19 protein-coding genes are annotated in these 23,442 nt (G+C 66.7%); 17 read left to right on the top strand and 2 right to left on the bottom strand.

What is annotated here, in order from left to right; genetic code table 11:
* Positions 1-30: 30 nt before the first annotated feature.
* Both KVP70_RS28915 and KVP70_RS28910 read right to left on the bottom strand, forming a co-directional pair.
* Positions 31-684 carry an ABC transporter permease family protein gene (locus tag KVP70_RS28915; protein WP_217945843.1) on the bottom strand — a complete coding sequence of 218 codons (654 nt, stop codon included), beginning with the start codon at positions 682-684 and terminating at the stop codon, positions 31-33.
* Positions 681-2,300, bottom strand: coding sequence for a transporter substrate-binding domain-containing protein (locus tag KVP70_RS28910; protein WP_217945842.1), 1,620 nt, complete (start codon positions 2,298-2,300; stop codon positions 681-683). Before KVP70_RS28910 ends, KVP70_RS28915 begins: the two co-directional genes overlap by 4 nt.
* A gap of 163 nt (positions 2,301-2,463) precedes the next feature.
* On the opposite strand from KVP70_RS28910, the gene KVP70_RS28905 reads away from it, so the two are divergent.
* The 17 genes from KVP70_RS28905 (at position 2,464) to KVP70_RS28825 (ending at position 23,442) form a co-directional block, all read left to right on the top strand.
* Positions 2,464-3,102 carry a hypothetical protein gene (locus tag KVP70_RS28905; protein ID WP_217945841.1) on the top strand — a complete coding sequence of 213 codons (639 nt, stop codon included), beginning with the start codon at positions 2,464-2,466 and terminating at the stop codon, positions 3,100-3,102.
* The gene (locus tag KVP70_RS28900; RefSeq protein WP_217945840.1) at positions 3,103-7,011 is read left to right on the top strand and encodes a coiled-coil domain-containing protein; all 3,909 of its coding nucleotides are present in this window, start codon (positions 3,103-3,105) and stop codon (positions 7,009-7,011) included.
* A 252-nt stretch (positions 7,012-7,263) separates the two neighbouring features.
* A complete protein-coding gene (gene tssB / locus KVP70_RS28895) occupies positions 7,264-7,797 on the top strand; it encodes a type VI secretion system contractile sheath small subunit (RefSeq protein WP_217945839.1) in 534 nt (177 codons plus the stop codon).
* 51 nt (positions 7,798-7,848) lie between these two features.
* Complete coding sequence (gene tssC / locus KVP70_RS28890; protein ID WP_020705266.1) at positions 7,849-9,342, top strand: type VI secretion system contractile sheath large subunit; 1,494 nt, start codon at positions 7,849-7,851, stop codon at positions 9,340-9,342.
* A gap of 76 nt (positions 9,343-9,418) precedes the next feature.
* Positions 9,419-9,904 (top strand): Hcp family type VI secretion system effector, encoded by a 486-nt coding sequence (locus KVP70_RS28885; protein ID WP_116993407.1) that lies wholly within the window; start codon positions 9,419-9,421, stop codon positions 9,902-9,904.
* Between the two features lie 106 nt (positions 9,905-10,010).
* Entirely contained in the window at positions 10,011-10,436 is a 426-nt protein-coding gene (tssE, locus tag KVP70_RS28880; protein WP_229225163.1) for a type VI secretion system baseplate subunit TssE, read from the top strand.
* A 25-nt stretch (positions 10,437-10,461) separates the two neighbouring features.
* Positions 10,462-12,213 (top strand): type VI secretion system baseplate subunit TssF, encoded by a 1,752-nt coding sequence (gene tssF, locus KVP70_RS28875; RefSeq protein WP_217945837.1) that lies wholly within the window; start codon positions 10,462-10,464, stop codon positions 12,211-12,213.
* The gene (gene tssG / locus KVP70_RS28870) at positions 12,201-13,217 is read left to right on the top strand and encodes a type VI secretion system baseplate subunit TssG (protein ID WP_229225162.1); all 1,017 of its coding nucleotides are present in this window, start codon (positions 12,201-12,203) and stop codon (positions 13,215-13,217) included. Before tssF ends, tssG begins: the two co-directional genes overlap by 13 nt.
* A gap of 5 nt (positions 13,218-13,222) precedes the next feature.
* Positions 13,223-15,907, top strand: coding sequence for a type VI secretion system ATPase TssH (gene tssH / locus KVP70_RS28865; RefSeq protein WP_217945836.1), 2,685 nt, complete (start codon positions 13,223-13,225; stop codon positions 15,905-15,907).
* Positions 15,904-17,895 (top strand): type VI secretion system Vgr family protein, encoded by a 1,992-nt coding sequence (locus KVP70_RS28860; protein ID WP_217945835.1) that lies wholly within the window; start codon positions 15,904-15,906, stop codon positions 17,893-17,895. Before tssH ends, KVP70_RS28860 begins: the two co-directional genes overlap by 4 nt.
* Position 17,896: 1 nt before the next feature.
* The gene (locus KVP70_RS28855; RefSeq protein ID WP_217945834.1) at positions 17,897-18,619 is read left to right on the top strand and encodes a toxin-antitoxin system YwqK family antitoxin; all 723 of its coding nucleotides are present in this window, start codon (positions 17,897-17,899) and stop codon (positions 18,617-18,619) included.
* Positions 18,619-19,005 (top strand): DUF4280 domain-containing protein, encoded by a 387-nt coding sequence (locus tag KVP70_RS28850; RefSeq protein ID WP_217945833.1) that lies wholly within the window; start codon positions 18,619-18,621, stop codon positions 19,003-19,005. The genes KVP70_RS28855 and KVP70_RS28850 overlap by 1 nt, the downstream gene beginning before the upstream one ends.
* Before the next feature lie 22 nt (positions 19,006-19,027).
* Positions 19,028-19,282 (top strand): hypothetical protein, encoded by a 255-nt coding sequence (locus KVP70_RS28845; protein ID WP_217945832.1) that lies wholly within the window; start codon positions 19,028-19,030, stop codon positions 19,280-19,282.
* Positions 19,279-20,184, top strand: a complete 906-nt coding sequence (locus tag KVP70_RS28840; protein WP_217945831.1) for an ABC transporter substrate-binding protein — start codon at positions 19,279-19,281, stop codon at positions 20,182-20,184. The genes KVP70_RS28845 and KVP70_RS28840 overlap by 4 nt, the downstream gene beginning before the upstream one ends.
* A gap of 9 nt (positions 20,185-20,193) precedes the next feature.
* Positions 20,194-21,480: a dicarboxylate/amino acid:cation symporter gene (locus KVP70_RS28835; RefSeq protein ID WP_262311800.1), complete on the top strand. Its 1,287-nt coding sequence runs from the start codon at positions 20,194-20,196 to the stop codon at positions 21,478-21,480.
* Positions 21,481-21,488: 8 nt separating this feature from the next.
* The gene (locus tag KVP70_RS28830) at positions 21,489-22,913 is read left to right on the top strand and encodes a cation:dicarboxylate symporter family transporter (protein ID WP_217945830.1); all 1,425 of its coding nucleotides are present in this window, start codon (positions 21,489-21,491) and stop codon (positions 22,911-22,913) included.
* A 10-nt stretch (positions 22,914-22,923) separates the two neighbouring features.
* Entirely contained in the window at positions 22,924-23,442 is a 519-nt protein-coding gene (locus tag KVP70_RS28825) for a hypothetical protein (RefSeq protein WP_217945829.1), read from the top strand.

The following is a 23,442-nucleotide window of genomic DNA, read 5'->3' as shown; positions in this document are numbered from 1 at the left end:
ACGCTCCTCAAGGGAAAATCGGATAACGGTTTAGCCGTGGGTCAGCCTGCGGTGGATGCCGGCCATGAAGGCCGAGGTCTTGAAACGGCCGATCAGCGCCGTGAACACCAGCGAAGTAATGACAAAATAAAAACTGCAGTAAATATACACCGGCACCATGACGCTGGTGCCGGTGGCGGCGATCACCGTGTTGCAGCGGCTGACCAGTTCGCTCACGCCGACCAGCGACGACGCGCTGGAGGCGATGAAGGAAATCAGGAACACATTGATCCAGGTGGGGATGAACAACAGCGCCGCGCCGACGTCGCCGCGCTTCCAGGCGCGGTGCGCCACCACCAGGCTCTCGGAGGTGAACGACAGCGGCGCCGCCGACAGGCCGATCACCGCCTTGACCCACTGCGGTATATGCAGCGTGACGGCGCTGCCCGGCAAGGTGAACTCGGCCGGCAGCACGAACACCGCGTAAAAGATCAGCGCCAGCGTCGGCACGCCGCGGAAAAAGGTCGAGACCCGCTCGGCGGCGACGGCGGCGCGGCCGTGCCGGGTCACGCGCAGCCAGGCCAGGCCGGCGCCCATCAGCGAGCCCAGCGCCACGGCGCACACCGCGATCAGGATATTCCACAGGAAGCCTTGCAGCAGGAAGGGCGTCCAGGTCCACAGGAAGCTCAGGGTCTCGTTGTTCATGGTCGCTCCGCCTTCCCCGTGTGCAGCCAGGTTTTTTCCACGTAGTTGAACAGGCGCGTCCACAGACTGGTGATCAGGTAGAAGGTGATCAGCAGCACCGTCATGGTCACGAAGATATTGCCCTTTTCCGCGATCAGCAGGCTGCTCGCGCTCAGCAGTTCCGGGATGGCGATGGCCGAGGCGATCATGGTCTGCTTGGTCAGGTTGATCAGCGCCTGCTTGACCGGCCAGCTGGCGTACTGTGCGGTGGGCGCCAGCCGCCTGAGCCGCAAGCGGTAGCCGGCCTCGGTGGTGCGCACATGGGCGGCGGCCTCGAGGAAGGCGCGCATCACCATGCCCGCCGTGTAGTAGCCGGAGCAGAACGCCGCCACCGCGAACGCCGGCAGCTTGATGCCGAACTGGTGCATGGTCCAGCCGCCGAAGCCGAAGAAGATCAGGTACATCATCAGCAGCGGCGGTGTCAGCCGGCCGTAGGCCATGATGGCGTGGATGGCCCGCGTGCTCCAGCCGCTGTGGCCGTCGACCGTGACCGCGGTCGCCAGGCCCAGCGCCAGGCTGACGGCGACGCCGGCCGTAATCAGCAGCATGGTATAGCCTATGCCTTGCAGGAACTGGCTGCGGTCGTAAGGGTCGTAGACGAAGTTCAGGTCCACGCCCAGCTGCTCCTTGATCCACAGCCCCACCGCCTGCACGCCGGCCGCCTCGGTGCTGGAGACGTTCTCGGCGCTGCGGCAGGCGGCGATCCAGTTGCCGCTGTTGTTGCGCACGCACTTGTAGAGGCCGCCCGTGTCGCGCTCGGACCAGAGCGCCTTCTGCGCCGTCAGCCATGACGTCGAGGCGATGCCCCATTTGTTGTTGGCTTCCAGCAGCCAGCCGGTGCGGTGCAGCTCGGCCACGATATTGCCCAGCGCCAGATCGAGCTCGCTGCCGCGTTCATTGCGCGAGATGAAGATCGCCATCGGCGTGATCAGCGCGTTCGGCAGCGGCATCGTGTAGTCCTGCCATTGCGGCAGCTTGCTGGTGTTGGCCAGCGCCGCCGTCGCGTACAGGAAGCCCGAGCACTGGCCGTCGTGCAGCGCCAGTTGGGCGTCGCGCACGGTCTTGTAGTTTTGCAGCTCGAGCAGATAGCGCTCGCTCATCGGCTTGTTGAAATAACTGCCTTGCACCGCGCAGATGGTCTCGTGGCGTATCTTGGACCAGGCGTCGACCGCGTCGCCCGGCTTGAACAACACGTTGACGCTGGTCTCGTTGTAGCCCGGCTCGATGGCGGTGGCGATCTTGCGCCGCGCCGGCGTGTCGCCGACGGTGGCGATCAGCACGTCGACATCGCCCAGCTCCAGTTTCTGAAACCGGTTCTCGGTGGTGATGCTGACTTTTTTCAGGGCCACGCCGAGGCGCTGGGCGATCAGCGCGGCGATGTCGCTCTCGAAGCCGACCACCTCGCCCTGGGCGTTGAGTGAATTGAAGGGACTGAAGTCGGTCTTGACGCCGACCCGGAGCACGCCGTTCTTGCGGATGCTGTCCAGCGCCGGACTGTTGCCGGCCGCCTGCGCCGCCAGCGCCACGAGCAGCAGACCGATGAGACCCAGTACTTTTAAAAAAGCGCTATTCCACATTGTCGTTTTCTCTGGGCCGCAGACCGGGGTTCATGCTACCCCAAGGCAGGCTCATCGCGCAACGATGGCGCTGCCGACTGTGGTGTGGCGGGGGCTGGCGGCCGATTGCGTTATCAAGCTGCTCATGATATTGTCAATCGACACTTGTCCTCACGAGACATCCATGCTGCATCCCCTGGCCAGCTTATGGCGCCATTCCAGCCGCGTCACGTTCTACGAATCTGGCGGCCAGGCCGGACAGCCATGGCTGCAAGGCAGCGCGCCTGTGCCGGGCGCGCGGCGGCGCTTTTCGTCGTCCGACGACGCCTGCACCTACCTGCGCTTCTGGCTGGGCGAACCGGCCGCGCGCGCCGAGCTCAAATGGATATTGCAACGCTCCGGCCCCTCGCTGGCGGGCGCCCACGGTGGCGCGGACGGCTGGTTGAACGCCCTGGCCGGCCGCCTGATGAGCGGCGCCGTCATCGTGCTGGAAGAGCTGAGCAGGCAAGCGCAGCCGGGGCGGCTGGTGGCGCCGCCCAGCGGCGCCGCGTCGGCCGCCGCGCTGTCGGCCCTGCCGGCGCTGAGCGCGCTGCCGGTGATACCTGTGGTGCCCGACCTGCTGCCGGCGCTGGAAGACATCCGCATCGAAGGCGCCGAGGTGCTGCCGGAGTTGAACCAGGCGCTGGCGCAGGTCAACGCGACCATCTCGACGGTGGGCTCGGCCTCGCTGTCGCTGGAGCCGGCGCCGAGCAAGGTGGCGGCGATCAAGACGGCGCTCGGCGACGCCACCTCGCGCACCACCTCCACCCTGGGCGCGCTGTAGATGAAAGTCATCGACCACTCCATCGAAGTGTTGCCGCAATGCCCGGTCAACATCGCCAAGGCGGTGCAGAAGGCGGCCGACACCATCGTCGACCAGGGCAAGATCTTCGCCACCGAGGTCACCGCCACCGCCACTTCGCTGAACCAGGACATGCAGAAGGTGGCGCAGCAGATGAAGGCCATTCCGGACCTGCTCAATCCGCAGCCCATCATCGACTGCTGCACCGGCGTGCTGGAGCAGGCCGCCAGCGACCTGCGCAAGCTGGCCAGCGACGCCGCCGCCATTCCGCAGCGCCTGCTGGCGCAGACGGCCGGCGTGCAGAAGGTGGTCGACTCGGCCAACGGCGCGGTCGAGGCGATGAGCACGCTTCTGCCGGAGCTGTCCGGCCTGGTGCCGGACTTCGGCGCGCAGATGACCTTCTTCAACAGCCTGCCGGGGCGGGGGCAGGCGCTGGCCGAACTGGCCAAGCGCACCGGCGTCATGGTCGAGCAATACGGGCGCGATCTGCTGCCGCTGTCCAAGCAGCTGCAGCAGTTGGCGACGCTGCAGGGCGGCGCCGGCAACGAGGCCATGCAGGCGGTGCTGGCGCGCGCCGAACAGCTGCAGAACGATAGCCTGGCCCAGGTCAAGGCGCTGCGCGCCACGCTGGACGGCAACGTCGGCGACCTCGATACGGCGATGCAGGACGCCACCGCGCAGGCCACGCAAACCATCAGCGGCATCTCCGACCTGCTCAACGAGAAAGGCAATGCGCTGCTGGCGCCGTTGCAGGCGCAGATCGATCTGGTGGACCAGTTGAACAGCGCCCTGGGCGACGAGGCGAGCAACTGCGACGCCTTGTTCGATGAAGCCTCGGCGCAGCTAAGCCGCCTGGCCGACATCCTGATCAAGCCGCTGGCCGCCGCGCGCGCGCAGGTCGATGCGGTGATCGACCAGTTGGCCGCGGCGGCCGCCACAGTGGACGGCATGGTGAAGAAGGCGCTGGAGCCGCTGGATGCGCTGGAGCGGCGCGTGGAGGCCATCAAGCAAGCCTTGCAGGAAGTGCTGGACGCGGTTAACGTCGAGGTGCAGAAGGTGCTGCAGCTGATGACCGAGCTGGACGGGGAGGCGGAAAACGCCAAGACCGTGCTGCGCCAGCTGCCGGAGAATTTCGTCCCGGTGCGCACCATGATCGCCGACGCCATCGCCATGCTGACGCAGGTGAAGGACAACATCCCGGTCTTCGTTGCCGAGGCCAACAGCACGCTGGACGCCGCCTCCAGCGAGCTCGACCAGGCCGACGGCCTGTGCACCGGCGCGATCGAAATCTGCACCCGCTACATGATGAAGGCGCCGCCGTTGATGATGGCGCGCACGCTGTTCGTCGGCGTCAAGGCCATGATTCCCGGCGTGAAGACGGCCATCGCCGGCGCGCGCACGGCGGTGAAGACGGCCGGCGACCAGGCCACCGGCTTGATGGAGCAGGCCATCACGCTGGTCGATTCCTTGAATCCTTTGCTGGACCAGGCCATCGCCAAAGTGCAGCAGGCGATCGACGCGCTGGTGGCTTTGTTGGAGCAGATGCAGGCGGCGCTGCAGCAAGTGTCGGACGCCGCCGAGAAAATCGCGCCGCTGATGCAGGAGCAGCTGGACCAGGCCGGCGCGGCGCTCCAGCAAATCCTGGACAAGGTGCGTAATGCCGCCGAGCAGTGCCTGGCCAAGCTGCAATGCGAGCCGCTGGTCAAGCGCCTGCAGCAGGAGTTGTCGGATTTGCTGGACCGTACCTTCAAGCCGCTGGAGGCGCAGATCCAGGCCGCAGGCGCGCCGTTGCAGAACGTGCTGCAACAGGGCAAGGCGGAGGTCGGCAAGGCGGCGGCGATGGCGCAGGATGGCCTGGGCAAGCTCAGCGCCGCATTGACGTCGGTGAAGCAGCAGGCCATGCAGCCATTGCAGAAGCTGACCGATACGCTGACGTCCGCGCGCGGCCAGGTGGACTCGGCGAGCGGCGCGGCGCGCCAGCAGGTGCGGCAGGCGGCGGACCAGGCTTTGTCGTATGTGGACCAGGCGTCGCAGGCGATCTCCGGCCTGAACATCCGTGCGGTGGGCGACCAGATCGCGCCGTATGCGCAGTTCTACGACGACGTGGCGGGCACGCTCGGCCAGGTGCAATCGCAGGTGCAGAGCGCCGCCAATGTGACCGACCAGGTGAACAGTTGGAAGAGCGAGGCGCAGCAGTCGGCCAATGATTTGCTGGACCGCGTGCATCAGGCGGCGGACCAGGCGAAGCAGGGCGCAAGCGAGGTGCGGAGTGCGGCCGACAACACCGCGTCCGGCACGCAGAGCGCCGGCGAGGCCATCGTGGATAGTCCGGTGTCGGAGCAGGTGAAGGCTAGCTTCGATGGCATGAAGCAGGATGCGGAAAGTGTGGCGGCGGACGCCGATGCGGCATTGGCGGACATGTCCGGATCGCTGGACGACGCGCAGAAGGAATCGGAGACGGCGACCGATCCCTATGTGCCCGATACCGACGCCGTGCTGGCCGATGTGAAGGCGGAAGCGGACAAGGCGGAGCAGGCGGCCAACGCGGCCAAGGAGTCGGAGCAGGCGCTGGCGGCGCAGGTGGTGGCCGGCGAGAAGGATGTGGGCGCAGCGGCGGACGACGCCGCCTCGCGCACGACGGCGATGAAGGATGAAGCGCAGGCCGGTATCAACAAGACGGTGGCGCAGGTGGAGGCAGTGCAAGCGCAGGTCAACGCCGCGCGCAGCGAGGCGATCAAGGCGGAATCGATCGTCGATGCGGAGGTGGTCAAGCACGGCGGCACATCCGTCAACGCCGACGCCAAAGCCGCCGCCTCGACCGCCACAACGGACGCCGCCGCAGACGCTGCAGCGTCCGCCGCCGCAGCAGCAACGCCTGCTGCAGCCGATGCTGGTGCGTCCGCAGCAACCGCCGCTGCAACACCTGCCGCTGGCGCCGCCGTCGCGCCCGCTGCTTCAGGCGCCACGCCAGCCGCTGCTGCGAAGAGCGACACCGCCGCAGCCGATGTGACGTCCGCCGCTACCGCCCCAAGCGGATCGGCCGGCGAGGCGGCAAGCGCGTCGGCAAATGCGCCCGCAGCTGGAGATGTGGCCAGCGCGCCTGATGGCGTCGCCGCTAATGCCGACGCCGGGCAAGCAAGAGGCGACAAGCCCGCAAGCGCAGACACACCATCCACGAAAGCCTCTACCGCAGCTGCGCCGAAGAGCGAAACACCCACACCCGACGCATCTGCTACGGACGCGCCCAAAGCCGCCGCGCCAACCGCCGATGTGCCAGGCGCTGAAACGCCAACTGCTGACGCAACAAAATCTGCAGCCGAGCCAACCGCCGCAGCGAAAGCAGGCGTCGCAAAACCCGATGCCGCGCCGGCCGTCGATGTGGCGGCAGCAGCACCGGCAACCGCTCCCGCCACCGCAACGCCAACCGCGCCAGCATCCGCGCCAGCGATCGATCCTGCCCAACCGCCTTCGCCCGCCGCACCGCCGCCGCGCCCGAAAGCCGGGGCCGCAATACCCGCAGCCACAGATGCCGCGACTGCCAACATGCCAGCGACTCCCGACATCAAGGCAGCCCCGACCATCGAACCCGCGGACGCGGCAAAACAACTCGACCCACTCGCAGCGGCGAGCGAAAAGGCAGCGGCAAGCAAAGCCGCTACCGATGCCACCGCCTTCGCCAAAGCCGCCGCCGACAAAGCCGCAGTCGCCGCCGAGGCCGCCACCAAAGCCAAAGCCGCCGCCGACAAAGCGAGCGCCGCCAAATCACTGGCCGACAAACTCAACGCCGCAAAAGAAGCCGCCGCCAAACTCCCCGCGCACGATCCGAGCGCGGCGCTACAAAACTTCAAAGATGCAATCCCCCCACCGCCCACCACGCCGCCTGGTGGGTAACTTCAACGTCATCAATCCGTCACATTGATGCTCCTCGACTCCGTGGCGAAAATATAACGGAACAAATTTTGAAAAAGCTTGTGAGCGAAAGAATTTACATTTAATATCAATTGAGTATCGGAAATCTTTGTACCTATCAATTACGTTGCGGCTTTACGTAGGGTGGTATCACGAGAAGTAGCTTTGTGCTCAGTCCGCCTGTTTTTGCAGTGAATGTCGTCGGCCGCTAGTCACCATAATGTGAGGATGTGAATGTCAGATAGCTTACAAAAATGGGTAGGACGCAATCGTCCCCCACGTGTGCAAATCACGTACGACGTCGAAATTGGTGACGCCACTGAAAAAAAAGAGCTGCCCCTGGTGGTCGGCTTGCTGGCCGACTTGTCCGGCCAGCCGCTGGTGCCGCTGCCCAAGCTCAAGGCCCGACGCCTGATCGAGATCGATCGCGATAACTTCAACGAAGTCATGGGCAAGATCGCCCCGCGCCTGGACCTGTCCGTGCCGGACACGCTCAAGGGCGAAGGCAATCTCAAGGTGGAACTCAACTTCACCGAGTTCGACCACTTCCATCCGGAATCCATCGTCACGCAAGTGCCGCGCCTGGCCAAGCTGCTGGAAGTGCGCCAGCAATTGCGCGACCTGCTCGGCAAACTCGATGGCAACGATGAGCTCGATGCGCTGCTGGAAAACATCATCCAGAACACGCAAGAGCTGAAGACACTCAAGGACCAGGAACCGGCCGCCGACGCGGCGCCGGCAGCGGACGCGGAAGCGACCCCATCCTGATAGCGCGCCCACGCGCGCTTCCCCTCATCGTTTCTAAGAGAGAGCTAAATCATGGCTACTAGTCAATCCGCCAAGGGCGGCGCCCAGTCGACGGAATCCGCCGGCGAACTGAGCTTGCTGGACCGCATCGTCCAGGAAGGCAAGATGGCGATCGAACCGTCGCAAAACGCCTACGCCAAAAAACTGCTGGGCCAGTTCGCCACGCAGGTGCTGGACGAAGGCATGAAGACCGCTCCCGACAAGGGTGTGGTCGCAATGATCAACGAGCGCGTGGCCGAGATCGACCGCATCCTCAGCGACCAGCTCAACGCCATCATGCACCACGAGGAATTCCAGAAACTGGAAGGCTCCTGGCGCGGCCTGCACGACATGGTGTACGGCACCGAAACCAGCACCACCCTCAAGCTGCGGCTGCTGAACGTGTCGAAGAAAGAGCTGCTGAAAGACCTCGAAGGCGCGGTCGACCACGACATGAGCGTGCTGTTCAAAAAGATCTACGAAGAAGAGTACGGCACCTTCGGCGGCGCCCCGTATTCGGTGCTGATCGGCGACTACTACTTCGGCCGCCATCCGCAGGACGTGGCGCTGTTGCAGCGCCTGTCGAAAGTGGCCGCCGCCGCGCACGCGCCGTTCATCACCGCCGCGGCGCCGTCGCTGTTCGACATGACCGAGTTCACCGAGCTGGGCGTGCCGCGCGACATGTCGAAGATCTTCGAAAGCGCCGAGCTGGCCTCGTGGCGCGGCTTCCGCGAATCGGAAGACTCGCGCTACATCGCCATGGTGCTGCCGCGCTACTCCGCGCGCCTGCCCTACGGCGCCAAGACCAACCCGGTGGAAAGCTTCAGCTTCGAGGAAGACGTCGACGGCCGCGACCACAGCAAATACCTGTGGGCCAACTCGGCCTATCAGCTGGGCCTGCGCATCACCGACGCCTACGCCAAGCACAGCTGGACCACCGCGATCCGTGGCGTCGAAGGCGGCGGCAAGATCGAGGGCATGACCGCCCACACCTTCAAGACCGACGAAGGCGACATCGTGCTCAAGTGCCCGACCGAGGTGGCGATCACCGACCGCCGCGAGAAAGAGCTCAACGACCTCGGCTTCATCGCCGTGGTCAACTCCAAGGGGTCGGACTTCGCCGCCTTCTTCGGCGGCCAGACCGTCAACAAGCCCAAGCTCTACAACCTCGATGCGGCCAACGCCAACGCGGCGCTGTCGTCGCGCCTGCCGTACGTGCTGGCGGCTTCGCGCTTCGCGCACTACATCAAGGTCATCATGCGCGACAAGGTCGGCAGCTTCCAGACCCGCCAGAGCGTGGAGAACTACCTGAACTCGTGGCTGAGCGGCTACGTGCTGCTGAGCCCGAACGCGACGCAGGGCGAGAAGGCCCGCTTCCCGCTGGCCGAAGGCCGGGTCGACGTCACCGAAAAACCCGGCAAGCCTGGCGCCTATTCGGCCACCGTCTTCCTCAAGCCGCACTTCCAGATGGAGGAACTGACCACGTCGATCCGCCTGGTGGCCGAACTGCCGGCCGCCGTCGGTTGATGCCCGGCTGTACACACTGATGTTCCCGCCCATCCGGCGCAGTCGCCGGGTGGGCCCATAAAATTTGGAGCCAGCAATGTCTGACGTACTCATTTTGGATTTGGGCACCACCATCAAGGGCAACTGCATGGTCACCGGCTATGCCGACAAGGTGATCGTGCTGTCGTATTCGCACAGCGCCTCGATGCCGCTGCAAATGGACGCCTCGAACACCGAGCGTACCTCCGGCCGTCCGGTGTTCTCCGAGATTTCGTTCTCGAAGATGTCCGACCTGTCGACCACGGAAATGTACAAGGCCTGTACCCAGGGCACCAAGATCGGCGTCGCCAAGCTGCACGTGGGGCGCGTGGAAAACGGCAAGTACATGAACTTCTTCACGTACGAAATGACCAACGCCATGATCTCGAACATCAGCACCTCCGGCGGCGGCGGCATTCCATCGGACTCGTTCTCGATCAGCTTCACCAAGATCAAGTGCGACTACACCCAGCAGCAGTCGGATTCGACCGCGAAGGGCACCGGCACCTGGAACTGGAACCTGGAGACGATGAAAGCGGATTGATGCGGTACCGCGGCGGGCGCCATCTGGCGCGCCGCCTGTCGTCCCACCATGAGTGCTGCTCGTATAGAAAACTATGTCTAAAGCCATCACGGCGTCGCTTGTGCCCATGTTTGACCGGTTGACCGGCGTGCTGCACGCCTCGCCGGATGGCAGGTTGCTCGATGGCGGCGGCTTGCAGCACTCGCTGCAACTGGACCTGATGCGCTTGTTCAACGTGCGCAATGCCTTGACCATCCGCGAGTATCTGGAAGGCGATCCCACCGTGCTCGACTACGGCTTGCCCGACATGCTGGGCCTGTCGCCGCAGTCGGACCAGGACCTGTTCATCTGGTCGCAGGTGCTCGAGCGCAGCCTGGCGCTGTACGAGCCGCGGCTGTCGCACGTCAAGGTGGACGTGAGCGCCGACCCGGCCAAACCGTTTGCCGCGCGCGCCGCGATCGCCGCCGTGGTATTGCTGGGACAGCAGCTGTGCCGGGTCAATTTCGACATCGCGCTCGACGCCCGTTCCGCCGCGATGCAGGCGGCCGCGTGACGGTCGGGCAGCGGGAGGCCATGCCGTGAGCGACGATATCCTGGAATACTACCGGCGCGAACTGTCCTACCTGCGCACCCAGTCGGCCGACTTCGCCACGCGCTATCCCAAGGTGGCGCAGCGGCTGGTGCTGAGCGGCGGCGAATCGGCCGATCCGCACACCGAACGCCTGATCGAATCGGTGGCTTTCCTGACGGCCCGCGTACACCGCGACCTCGACCGCGATTTCCCTACCATCGCCGGCGCCATGCTGGACAACCTGTGCCCCAGCCTGACACAGCCGGTGCCGGCCATGACGGTGGTGCAGATGAAGCTGGACTCGTCGCAAGGCAAGGTCATGGCCGGCATGCCGGTGGCGCGCGGCGCCATGCTGTCGACCACCGCCGCCAGCGGCGAGAACTGCCGCTTCCAGGTCGCGTGGAGCACCACGCTGTGGCCGCTCAAAGTGGCGGCCATCAAGATGGAGGACACGCGCACCCTGCGCCTCGACCTGCGCTGCGACCCCGGCCTCGATGTCTCGGAACTGGAACTGGACCGCCTGCGCCTGCACCTGTCCGGCGACCTGATGACGACGATGCCGCTGCACGAACTGCTGATCAGCGGCCTGGAGCGGATCGAGCTGCTGGGCGGCGGCGGCCGGCTGCACCGCCTCGGCCCCAACAGCCTGAGCGAGGTGGGCTTCGACGAGAACGAGGCGATCCTGGCGCAGCCGGCGCACGCCCATCCGGCCTACGCGCTGTTGCAGGAATACTTCGCCTTCCCGCGCAAGTTCCAGTTCTTCGACCTGAGCGGCCTGCGCGGCCTGCTGGGGCAGGGCGAGGGCTTCTCGCTGCGCTTCGTGTTCAACCGTAGTGCGCGTGTGCTGTCGCAGCTCAGCGCCGACAACTTCCTGCTCGGCTGCGTGCCCGCCGTCAACCTGTTCCCCGTCACCAGCGAGCCGATCCGCCTGCACCGCCGCCACTACGAATACATCCTGGTGCCGGACTACCAGCGCGAGGCCGTGATGGAAGTGCATTCTGTGGTGTCGGTCACCGCCTCCGATCCGCGCGCCGAACGGCCCACCATCATCCCCAGCGTGTTCGCCGAATCGGCGGCCGATGCCGAGGACGCCAAGGTGTTCTGGTCGCTGCGGCGCGAGGTGAGCATGCGCAAGGGCATCACCGGCACCGACGTCTACCTGAGCTTTGTCGACCGCACCGACGTCCACAGCACGCCGGACGAGCCGGTGGTGTACGCGCAACTGCTGTGCACCAATCGCGGCCTGGCCGAGCAGATCGCGCCCGGCACCCGTTTCTACGGCGAAGGCATTTCCACCTCGACCGACATCCGCGCGCTGTACCAGCCCAGCGCCCAGCGGCCGCCGGTGATGGAAGCCAAGGCCCTGTGGTCGCTGGTGGCGCTGCTGAGGTTGAACCACCGCTCGCTGGTGGACGGCACCACCGGCGTCCAGACCTTGCAGCAGATGCTGATGTTGTTCGCCGGCGATAGCGCGCGCGACCAGGCGCAGGTGCGCGGCGTCAAGAGCATGGCGGCCTCGGTGGCCACCGCGCGGCTGGGCGCCGACACCTGGCGCGGCCACTGCCGCGGCACCGACATCGTGCTCGAGTTCGACGCCGACGCCTTCGTCGGCACCTCGCCGCTGGTGCTGGCCGGCGTGCTGTCGCGCTTCTTTGCCCTGTACACCTCCGCCAATTCCTTCGTCCGCCTGGCCGTCACGCGCGGCGGCGAACCGTGGATGCAGTGGCCAGCCATGAGTGGACGACAATGCCTGATCTGATGACGCTATTGCGGGACGACCCGCACGCCTTCGATCTGTTCCAGGCGATCAGCATCCTGGAGCGCAGCGAACCCGCGCGCGCGCATGTCGGCACCTCGGTCGGCATGGACGAGGCGCTGCGGCTGTCGGCGCAGGTCGATCTGGCGTTCGCCCCGAGCGACGTCAGCGGTCTGAATGAAAGCAAGCAGCCCGGCCCGTCGTTGACGCTGAAGACGCCGGTGATGACCCTGGCCGGCTCGCAAGGCCCGCTGCCGATGCCGTTCACCGAGCTGCTGATGGAACGCCGCCGCGCGCGCGACATGTCGGGGCTGGAATTCCTGGATATTTTCAATCAACGCCTGCTGGGCTTCCTGTACCGCAGCCGCCGCAAGCACCACCTCGCGCTGAGCACGGACAGCATCAACCACGCGCCCATCGTGCGCAGCCTGGACGCCTTGTCCAGCCTGGGCCGGGCCGAAGGCGTGCGCGGACCGGACGGCCAGCAAGCCTGGCTGCGCCACGCTGGCTTGCAGGGCGCGGCGCCGCGTTCGATGGTGTCGCTGCTGGCCGTGGTGCGCGACCGCATGGGCGTGCATTTCCGAGGCAAGCAGTTCGTCGGCGGCTGGCACGCGCTGGCGCTGTGCGACCGCGCCAAGCTGCACGATCCCGGCAAGCCGGCGCCGATGACGGCGCGGCTGGGCATGGGCGCCTGCCTCGGCGCGCGGGCGTGGGACCAGGGCGCCGGCATGGCGCTGGACGCGCCGCCGCTGCCACCGGCGCAGTTCGCCGCCTTGCTGCCCGGCGCGAAAAACAATTCCCTGCTGGGCTGGCTGGTGGCGCGCCATCTGCAAAGCGACATCCAGGTGCGGCTGCGGCTGGACCTGGCGGTGCAGCCGACCACGCGGTTGAGCGCCAACGCCGAGCTGCCGCCGCGCCTGGGACTGAGCACCTGGCTGTGCAGCCCCGGCCCGTCGACCGCGCGGCATCAGTCGGCGAACTTCCTGCTGTCGACGGAAGAGGATTGAGCGGCATGGAAATCGATATCCGCACCTTGCTGTCCAAGCTCAACCCCGAATGCAAGCGGGCGATGGGGCATGCGGCCGAGCTGTGCGTGAAGCAGACGCAGTACAACGTCGACCTGGAGCATCTGCTGTTCACCCTGCTGGAAGAACGGGCGCCGGATTTTATCGTGGTGCTGCAACGCTTCGGCATCGTCGAAAGCGCGGTGACGGCTCAGCTACAACGCAGCATGGATGGCTTCAAGCGCGGTAACGGCCGCACGCCGGCCTTGTCGCCGCACTTCATCCCGTTGTTCCAGGAGGCGTGGCTGCTGAGCTCGATGCTGTTGGGCAGCCAGCAGGTGCGCTCCGGCACCGTGCTGCTGGCGATGCTGGAAGTGGACAGCCTGCGCGGCATGTTGATCGAGAGCGCGCCCGAACTGCTGAAGATTCCGCGTGACCAGTTGAAGCAGGAGTTGCCGTCGCTGCTGGCCGCGTCGTCCGAGGATGGCGGCGTCACGGGCGCTCCGTCCGTCGCGCCGGCCGCGCAGACGGGCGCCATGCCGACGCCGCACAGCGCGGGCGGCGCCACGCCGTCGCTGGACCAGTACACGGTGGACATGACGGCGCTGGCGCGCGCCGGTCGCATCGATCCCATCCGTGGCCGCGACGCCGAGATCCGCCAGATCATCGACATCCTGCTGCGCCGCCGCCAGAACAATCCCATCCTGACTGGCGAGGCCGGCGTCGGCAAGACCGCCGTGGTGGAAGGCTTCGCGCAGCGCATCGCCTCGGGCGCGGTGCCGCCGTCGCTGGCCAACGTGGTGGTGCGCACTCTGGACCTGGCCTTGCTGCAAGCGGGCGCCGGCATCAAGGGCGAGTTTGAAAACCGCCTCAAATCGGTGATCGCCGAAGTGCGCGCCTCGGCCACGCCCATCATCCTGTTCATCGACGAAGCGCACCAGCTGATCGGCGCCGGCGGCAGCGAAGGGCAGGGCGACGCCGCCAACCTGCTCAAGCCGGCGTTGGCGCGCGGCGAACTGCGCACGATCGCCGCCACCACCTGGGCCGAGTACAAGAAATACGTCGAACGCGATCCCGCGCTGGCGCGCCGCTTCCAGGTCGTCAAGGTGGAAGAGCCGAGCACCGACGCCGCCATCGGCATGTTGCGCGGCATGGTCGCCACCCTGGAAAAACACCACGGCGTCGAGATCCTGGACGAAGCCGTGACCGACGCCGTGCGCCTGTCGCACCGCTACATCTCCGGCCGCCAGTTGCCGGACAAGGCCATCAGCGTACTGGACACGGCTTGCGCCCGCGTCGCCATCGGCCAGGCCGGCGCGCCGCAGCAGCTGGAGGCGCTGGAGCACGATATCGTCCTCAACAGCGAAGAGCTGCGCATCGCCCGTCAGCAGCACGCGCGCGGCGAGGACCGGGCCGCCGCCATCACCAAGATGGAAATGCAGCAGGCGCTGTTGCAGGCGCGCCTGGAGCGCCTGAAGGAAAAGCTGGCCGAGGAGCGCCGCGCCGTCGACGAGATCCTGGTGCTGCGCCGCGAAATCGCCGCCGCCACCGACGACCACGCCGCGCTGGCCGACGAGGAGCGCATCTCGCGCGGCGACCAGTTGCAGCGCCTGCAAAAAGGGCTGGAGGCGATCCAGGACGACGAGCCGCTGGTGCCGGTGTGCGTCGATTCGAAGATCGTGGCCGGCGTCATCTCCGGCTGGACAGGCATCCCGGTCGGCAAGATGCTGGCCGATGAAATCCACACCGTGCTGCAACTGAAGGAGCGCCTCGAAGACCGCGTGGTCGGCCAGCCGCAGGCGCTGGACGCGATCGCCCGCCGCGTGCGCACCTTCCGCGCCGAGCTGGACGATCCGGGCAAGCCGGTCGGCGTGTTCCTGCTGGTCGGCCCCAGCGGCGTCGGCAAGACCGAGACCGCGTTCGCCTTGGCCGACATGCTGTACGGCGGCGAACGCAATATGGTCACGATCAATATGTCGGAGTTCCAGGAAGCGCATTCGATCTCCAGCCTGAAGGGCGCGCCGCCCGGCTACGTCGGCTACGGCAAGGGCGGCGTGCTGACCGAGGCAGTGCGCCGCCGCCCGTACTGCGTGGTGCTGCTGGACGAGATGGAAAAAGCGCATCCGGACGTGCTGGAACTGTTCTTCCAGGTGTTCGACAAGGGCACGATGGAGGACGGCGAAGGCATCACCATCGACTTCAAGAACACCCTGATCCTGCTGACCTCGAACGCGGCGCAGGACGTCATCACGCAAGCCTGCGCCAACGGCAAGCGGCCCGATGCGACCGAGCTGATCGAGCAACTGCGGCCGGCCCTGCTGCGCCAGTTCAGCCCGGCCTTCCTGGGCCGGCTGGTGCTGGTGCCGTACTACCCGCTGGGCGACGAGCAGATCAGCAACATCGTCGACCTCAAGCTGGCCAAGCTGGCGGCACGCTTCGCCGAGAACCACAACGCCCGCTTCAGCTGGGACGACCGCGTGACCGAGGTGATCACCGCCCGCTGCACCGAGGTCGACAGCGGCGCCCGCAACATCGACTTCATCCTGACGCAGACGGTGCTGCCGCTGCTGTCGTCGCTGGTGCTGGAGCGCATGTCGATGCTCAAGCCGTTCACCGCCATCCACATGAGCGTGGGCACCGATGAGCACTTCGCCTACGCCTTCCGCGACCATCCGCTGCGGGGCCAGCCATGAGGACCGGCTTCGAACAACCCGGCGGCCTGCTGACGGTGTCGTCGCCGTTCGGCGACAACGACCTGCTGCTGGACGCGGTCGAAGGCAGCGAGGGCATATCGGAACTGTTCAAGTTCAACCTGCACATGCGTTCCGGCAGCACCAACCTGAGCGCGGCCACCGTGGTCGGCAAGAGCATGACGGTGACGCTGGACGTCACCGGCGGCACCACGCGCTACATCACCGGCATGGTGTCGCGCTTCATCCAGAGCGGTTTCGACCAGGACTTCGCCACCTACGAGGCCGAGGTGGTGCCGATGCTGTGGCTGCTGACCCTGTCGCGCGACCGCAAGATCTACCAGGCCAAGTCGGTGGCGGACATCGTCAAGGCCGTGCTGGGCGACTTCAGCATCACCTTCGACGACAAGCTGACCCAGACCTACGATCCGGTCGACTACATCGTGCAGTACGACGAAACCGCGTTCGACTTCATCTGCCGTTTGATGGAGCAGGCCGGCATCTTTTATTTCTTCACCTTCAGCAGCAGCGCGCACACGATGGTGCTGGGCGACGCCTCGTCCAACTTCACCGATTGCGCCGGTGCGGCGGCGGTGCGCTTCTTCCCGCGCACCGGCATGAACAACCCCATCGACACGGTGTCGCGCTTCGCGCACGAGAACACCATCGCGGTGAAGAAGGCCACCGTCAACGACTACGACTTCATCAATCCCAGCACCTCGCTGGAAGGCACGCATTCGGCCGCCGGCGGCAGCGGCGCGGTGTACGAGTTCGCCACCGGCCACCTGGCGGCCGCAGCGGCCACCGCGATCGCCCAGCTGCGCGTGGAGGCCAGCCAGGTCAACGCCGAAGTGCTGCGCGGCGACAGCTTCTGCTATCCGTTCAGCGCCGGCACCAAGTTCACCTTGTCCGAGCATTTCGTCACCGCCTTGAACGCGGCCTTCGTGCTGCGCCGCGTGCATCACACGGCGCGCGACGACATGTACACCAATTCCTTCGAGGCGTTCCCGGTGACGGTGCCGTTCCGCCCGCCGGTGCAGACGGCCCGTCCGCGCGCGGTCGGTTGCGAGACGGCGCTGGTGGTCGGCCCCAGCGGCGAGGAAATCTGGACCGACAAGTACGGCCGCATCAAGGTGCAGTTCCCGTGGGACCGCGACGGTGCCAAGGACGACAAGAGCTCGACCTGGATGCGGGTGGCGCAGTCGGTGGCGGGCAAGGGCTTCGGCGCGCTGTTCCTGCCGCGTGTGGGGCAGGAGGTGGTGATCACCTACCTGAACGGCGATCCCGAGCGGCCGCTGGTGACGGGCTGCGTCTACAACGGTGAGAACGCCACGCCGGCCGAGCTGCCGGCCAACCAGACCCAGACCATCATGCGCACCTGGTCGTCCAAGCAGGGCGCGGCCGGCAACGAGCTGCGCTTCGAGGACAAGAAGGACTCCGAGCAGCTGTACCTGCACGCGCAAAAAGACATGTTGACCGAGATCGAAAACGCGCTGACCACGACGGTGAAGAAGGGCGCGGAAATCCATACGCTGCAAGAGGGCGATCGCACCGTCGACGTGCAGAAGGGCAAGGAGGTCCACAACGTCAAGGCCACCCGCGAGGTCGCGGTGACCGGCGACGAGACGCACACCAACGCCGCCAAGTTCACCCACAAGGTGACCGGCGACTACGCGCTGACCATCGACGGCAAGCTGACCATCACGGTGACGGGCGACATCAGCATCAAGTCCAGCGCGGCGGTGACCGAGGAATCGGGCACCACCTACGGCATTACGGCGGGCACGGCGCTGACGGCCAAGGCGGGCACGGCCCTGACCAACGAGTCCGGCACCGACTTCACCAACAAGGCCGGCACCAAGATGGTCAACCAGGCCGCCGTGCAGATGGACAACAAGGCGCCGGTGATCAACAGCAAGGCCGACGCAACCCAGACCGTGGAGGCCGGCGCGATGCTGACCCTCAAGGGCGCCATGGCCAAGGTGAACTGACATGACGACCGACACCGAACTGCCACAAGATCCGCCCGCCGCCGCTGCACCGCAGCTGCTGGAAGAGCACGGCGACGGCGGCCAGCTGCTGCAACGCGCCTGGCTGCGCGACGGCTTGCTGCACGGCCCGTTCGAACAGTTCAGCGAGCAGGGCCGCACGTTGATGAAGACCCACTTCGAAGCGGGCAAGATGCACGGCGCCATGGCGGTGTTCGCGCCGGACGGCAAGCTGATCCAGCAATCGCAGTTTCAGCACGGCGTGGCGCACGGCCTGATGGAAACCTACGTCAACGGCCGCTGCGTGGCGCGGCAGATGATGGTGGACGGCGTGGCGGCCGGCCAGTCGCTGTCCTACGACGAGGCCGGCCACCTGACCGCGCGGCTGAACATGTTCGACGGCCAGATCCACGGCCCGGCGGAATTTTTCTACCAAGGCCTGCGGGTGCGCAAGTCGCACTACAAGGCCGGCCTGATGGACGGCGAGTCGACCGACTACGACGCCCAGGGCGGGGTGGTGCAGACCTGCAGCTACCGCGCCAACCTGCTGCACGGCCCGCTGCGCCGCTACTGGCCGGACGGCGAGCTGATGGAAGAAGTGATCTACCGCGATGGCAAGCCGGTCGGCTCGCCGGCGCGCTTCGACCCCAAGGGCAAGCGCACCGACAACGCCGCCGCCACACCCGCAATTCTGGACCGGCTGCACAAGCTGGTGAGAGGGAGCTGATGGGACAACAAGTCTGCATGGGCGCGATGCTCAAATGTAGTTTCGGCGTGGCGCCGGGCACGCTGATGGTGCTGCCGGCCAACGCCGTGCTGACCGCCGTGCCCGACGCCAACATCATGGACAACAAGCCGATGGTGAACATCCTGCCGTTCGGCATGTGCCAGTCGCTGGCCAATCCGATGGTGGCGGCCGCGACGGCGGCGGCGCTGGGCGTGCTGACGCCGATGCCGTGCATCCCGGCCACCACCGCGCCGTGGGCGCCGGGCTCGCCGACCGTCCTGATCGGCAACATGCCGGCGCTGAACAATTCGTCGAAACTGATGTGCATGTGGGGCGGCGTGATCGCGATTAACGCGCCGGGCCAGGCCACCGTTTCCATTCCTTGAACACTTAACCGCGACCGCCACCATGGAATATCGATTCAGCCTTACCCCCCGCCTGATCGCGCTGGCCATCTTCTCCGGCGTGGCGCTGCTGGTGCTGCTGTTTGCCCTGGGCTACCAGGTCGGCGTGAGCATGGCGGCGCGGCCCGCGCCGGCCGTGGTCGACAATACGGCAAGCCGCGCCCGCCAACAGCTGAAGGGCAAGATCAGCGGCGACGCCGCCGCGGCCGCCGCGCCCGTGACCGAGCGCGTGAACGCCGCGCAAAAGGCCGCGCAATGAACCGCCTGCGACAGCTGCTCCCGCTGCTGGCCGCGCTGTGCCTGGGCTTGAGTGCCTGTGGCGGCGCCTGGGCGCAGGGTGGGCCAGGTGGGCAAAAGACGCGCGCCGCCGGGGCTGATGCGGCCGCCGAGCCGGACCGCTCGCCGCTGGTCAAAGTGGCCGACGGCCGCATGCTGGCGCCGGACATCGCCCGCATCGTCAATCGCGGCGAACTGGTGGTCTCCCAGCTGGCCACCGACAACCCACCGTTCTTCTCCGTCAAGAACGGCGAGCTGGTCGGCACCGACATCGACCTGGCGAAGTTGATCGCCTCGGAACTCGGCGTCAAGCTGCGCTTCGACCGCAACTACAAGACCTTCGACAGCGTGGTCGAGGCGGTGGCGCAGGGCAAGGTCGATATCGCCGTCAGCCGGCTGGGACGCACGCTCAAGCGCGCGCAGATGGTGCACTTCTCGATCTCGTACATCAAGCTCGGCCATGCGATGCTGATCAACCGCATGCGGTTCGCCCAGCTGGCCGGCGACCGCCCGCTGCCGCAGGTGGTGCGCGACTACACCGGCACGCTGGGCGTGCTGGCCGGTTCCTCGTGGGAAGAGTTCGGCCGGCGCAACTTCCCCAAGGCCAAGCTGGTCAAGTATCCCACCTGGCCCGACCTGATCGAGGCGGCCAAGAAGGGCGAGGTGACCGCCGTCTACCGCGATGAAATGGAAGTGGTGCAACTGATGCGCGAGGAGCCCGGCCTGGCGCTGACCCTGCGCACCGTCACCTTCAGCGACCTGGAGGCGCCGCTCAGCGTCATCGTCGGCATCCGCGACCTGACCCTGCTGTCCTTCGTCAACGAGCTGATCGCGCAGCGGGCCGTGCAGCCCACCGCCGACAGCGTGCTCAGAGCCCTCAAATAAGGACACCACGTGGACGCACCCACCAGCATGCAGCGTTTCCAGAATTGGGCCCTGAACCCGTGGACCGTGGTCGGCTGCGTGCTGGCCGGCGGGCTGCTGGGCTGGGCGTGGCCGTCGCTGTCGCGCTACCTGGGCGTGGTGGGCGTGGTGTATGTCGACCTGCTGAAGATGATCGTGCTGCCGTTCATGATCTCGGCCGTCATCTTCAGCCTGCAAAACCTGTACCGCGACGGCGGCGCGGCGCGCATCTTCAAGCGGGTGGTGGTGGTGTTCATCAGCTTCTCGCTGGTGGTGGCGGTGACGGCGACGCTGTGCTCGGTGCTGGGGCGGCCGGGCGGCAACCTGCCGGCCGAGACCCGCGCCGCGCTGGGCAAGATCATCAGCGCCGACGGCGACAACAGCAACACCGAAATGGCGCTGCGCGAGGAGGAGAAGCCGCCGCACCGCACCGACCTGAAGGATGTGCTGCAATCGCTGATCCCGCAAAACATCTTCGCCTCGCTGGCCAATGGCGAAACGCTGAAGGCGCTGGTGTTCGCGCTGCTGTTCGGCTTTGCCGCCGGCCAGGTGCCGAGCCGCATCTCGGGCGGCCTGCACCAGGCGCTGGAGACCATCTACCAGGCCTGCCAGACCCTGACGCGCTGGGTCAACCTGCCGATACCGTTGGTGCTGGTGTGCATGGCGGCCAGCCAGGTGGCGCAGACCGGCCTGCAGCCGATCGCGGCCATGGCCGGCTTCGTGATGCTGTTCCTGCTGGTGTCGGGCTTGCTGATGGGCCTGGCGATGGCGCTGATCAGCCGCCGCGCCAGCGTGCCCTACGGCGTCGTGATGGCGGCCATGCGCGAGCCGTTCGCGCTCGGCGTGGCCACCAACAACAGCGCCACCTGCATGCCGGCCATGGTCAGCGGCCTGGTCGAGCAGCTGCAGTTCGCGCGCGCGCGAGTCGAGCTGCTGGTGCCGCTGAGCATCTCGCTGCTGCGGGTCGGCGCGGTCGCCTATTTCGTCTGCAGCACGCTGTTCATCGCCGCGCTGTACGGGCGCCCGATGTCGGTGGCGGACCTGGGGGTGCTGGTGCTGGTGTCGGTGCTGTCCGGCTTTGCCTCGGCCGGCATGGCGGGCGTGGTGACGGTGTCGCTGGTGGGCACCATCTGCAACTACCTGACCTTGCCGTTCGAGGCCGCCTTCATCCTGCTGATGGCGGTCGATCCGATCTGCGCCATGGCGCGCACCGCCGTCACCGTGATCTGCAGCTGCGCCGCCGTGGCCAGCATCTGCGCCGCACCCGTCAAGCTCTAGCGCCCGCCATGCAGACCCTCGCCAAACCCGCCATCTTCCAGCTCAAGGATATCTTCCAGCATCCGGCCACGCTGCTGGGCGCGATGCTGCTGGGCGGCTGGATCGGCACACTGTTCCCCGGCAGCGCGGCGCTGCTGTCGGCGCTGTCGCTGCTGTACCTGTCGCTGATCCAGATGGCGGCGCTGCCGTTCGTCATCCTCGCGGTCTACTTCGGCTTGCAGCGGCTGCCGTCGGAGCCGGGTTCCGGCGTGCGGCTGGCGCGGCTGGCGGCCATGTCGCTGCTGGCGATGCTGCTGTGCGCGGTGGTGGGCGTGCTGGTGGCCAGCGCGGCCGGCGCCGGTTCCGGCATGACGGCCGCGCAGACGGCGGCGCTGGGCAAGCTGGCGATGCGCTCGGAATCGCAATTCACCATGGCGCTGCACGACAGCGGCGACGGCCCGGCGCCGCTGTGGGACATCGGCACCCTGGTGCCGGACAACTTCTTCGGCGTGCTGGCCTACGGCTCGCTGCCGTCGGTGCTGGTCGGCGTGCTGTGCTTCGGCGCCGCGGTGTCGGTGCAGGACCCGCAGCGCTCGGCCCAGCTCAGCGGCATCTTCGAGGGCATGTACCGCGCGCTGGAATCGCTGGTCAACCGCATCAACGGCTGGCTGCCGGTGGCCGCCTTCGTGCTGGCGGCGGCGGCCACCGCCAGCGCCGGGGTCGAGGCCATCGTGCTGCTGGGCGGCTTCCTCGGCGCCTTCTACGCCGCCGTGTTCGCGATGTGCGCGGCGGCCATCGCCGTGCTGTGCTGGAAGCTGAAGAAGTCGCCGTGGCTGGTGTTGCTGGCGCTGCGCGAACCGATCACGGTCTGCCTGTTCTCGCCGGTGGCGGTGGCGGCGGTGCCGGGCTTCATCCAGGGCATGAGCGTGAAGCTGGGCTTCAGCCGCGGCATGGTGGAGCTGGTCTCGCCGATCGCGCCGGTGTTCATCAAGGCCGGCGAGGCGATGTTCTTCGCGGTGCTGGCGATCTACCTCGCCAACCTGTACCACCATGGCTTGACGGCCGCCGACATCGCCTGGATCTGCGCGCTGTCCTGGACCGCCGCGCTGTGGTCGGTGGGCATAGCAGGCGTGAAGTCGGTGCTGCTCGGCGGCTTCGTGGTGGCCTCGCTGGGCCTGCCGCTGGAGGCGGTGTTGCCGGTGTTTCTGCTGATCGAAGTGTTGTGCGAGGGGCCGAGGAATTTACTTTCCTTTCTTATATCATCGGCTCTGATTGCCTTGGTGGCGGATGGTCTGTATATTAATAACGAGCAAGATTCCGAAGTGTGGCATCCGTCCACGCTGAAGCTCGTCTTCACCCGCAAGCAAGCGCTGTCCGTGTTGTTCCTGTGGTTGATTGCTCTGTTCACAGTGTTTTGCGCCGGCGTGGGCTATGGCCTGCGCCAGGCCTTTTGAAGACTGACTTATGCAACTGATGATGACCCCGATCCCCCGCCGCGGCCTGCTGCCGTTGGCGCTGCTGGCTTTGCTGCTGGGCCTGCTCGCGGGCTGCGGCGCCACGCGCGCGCTGTTCGGCCCCAGCATGGCCTCGCCCGGCTGGAAGACGCTGACCCTGCGCGCCGCCGACGACGCCAACGGCAACAGCGCGCTGGCGGTGGACGTGGTGCTGGTCAAGGACCCGGCCGTGCTCGATGCGCTGCTGGCCATGCCGGCCTCGAAGTGGTTCACCTCGCGCGCGGAATTGCAGCGCACCTTCCCGGAGGCGCTGACGGTCTACCCCTACGAGCTGGTGCCGGCCCAGACCATCAAGTTGAACGATAAAAAGTGGGGCGACCAGAAAGCCTGGGCCGCGCTGGTGTTTGCCGGCTACGCCAACGCCGGCGAGCACCGCGCGCGCCTGCTGCTGAACGCCTCGGGATATGTGGTGCAACTCAACGCGCAGGGCTTTGTGGCGAGCGAGCCCAAGCCCGGCGCGGCACAGTAA

The sequence above is a fragment of the Duganella violaceipulchra genome, assembly GCF_019166075.1.
GTDB lineage: Bacteria > Pseudomonadota > Gammaproteobacteria > Burkholderiales > Burkholderiaceae_D > Rugamonas > Rugamonas violaceipulchra.
This window is presented reverse-complemented; position numbering and strand designations above follow the sequence as displayed.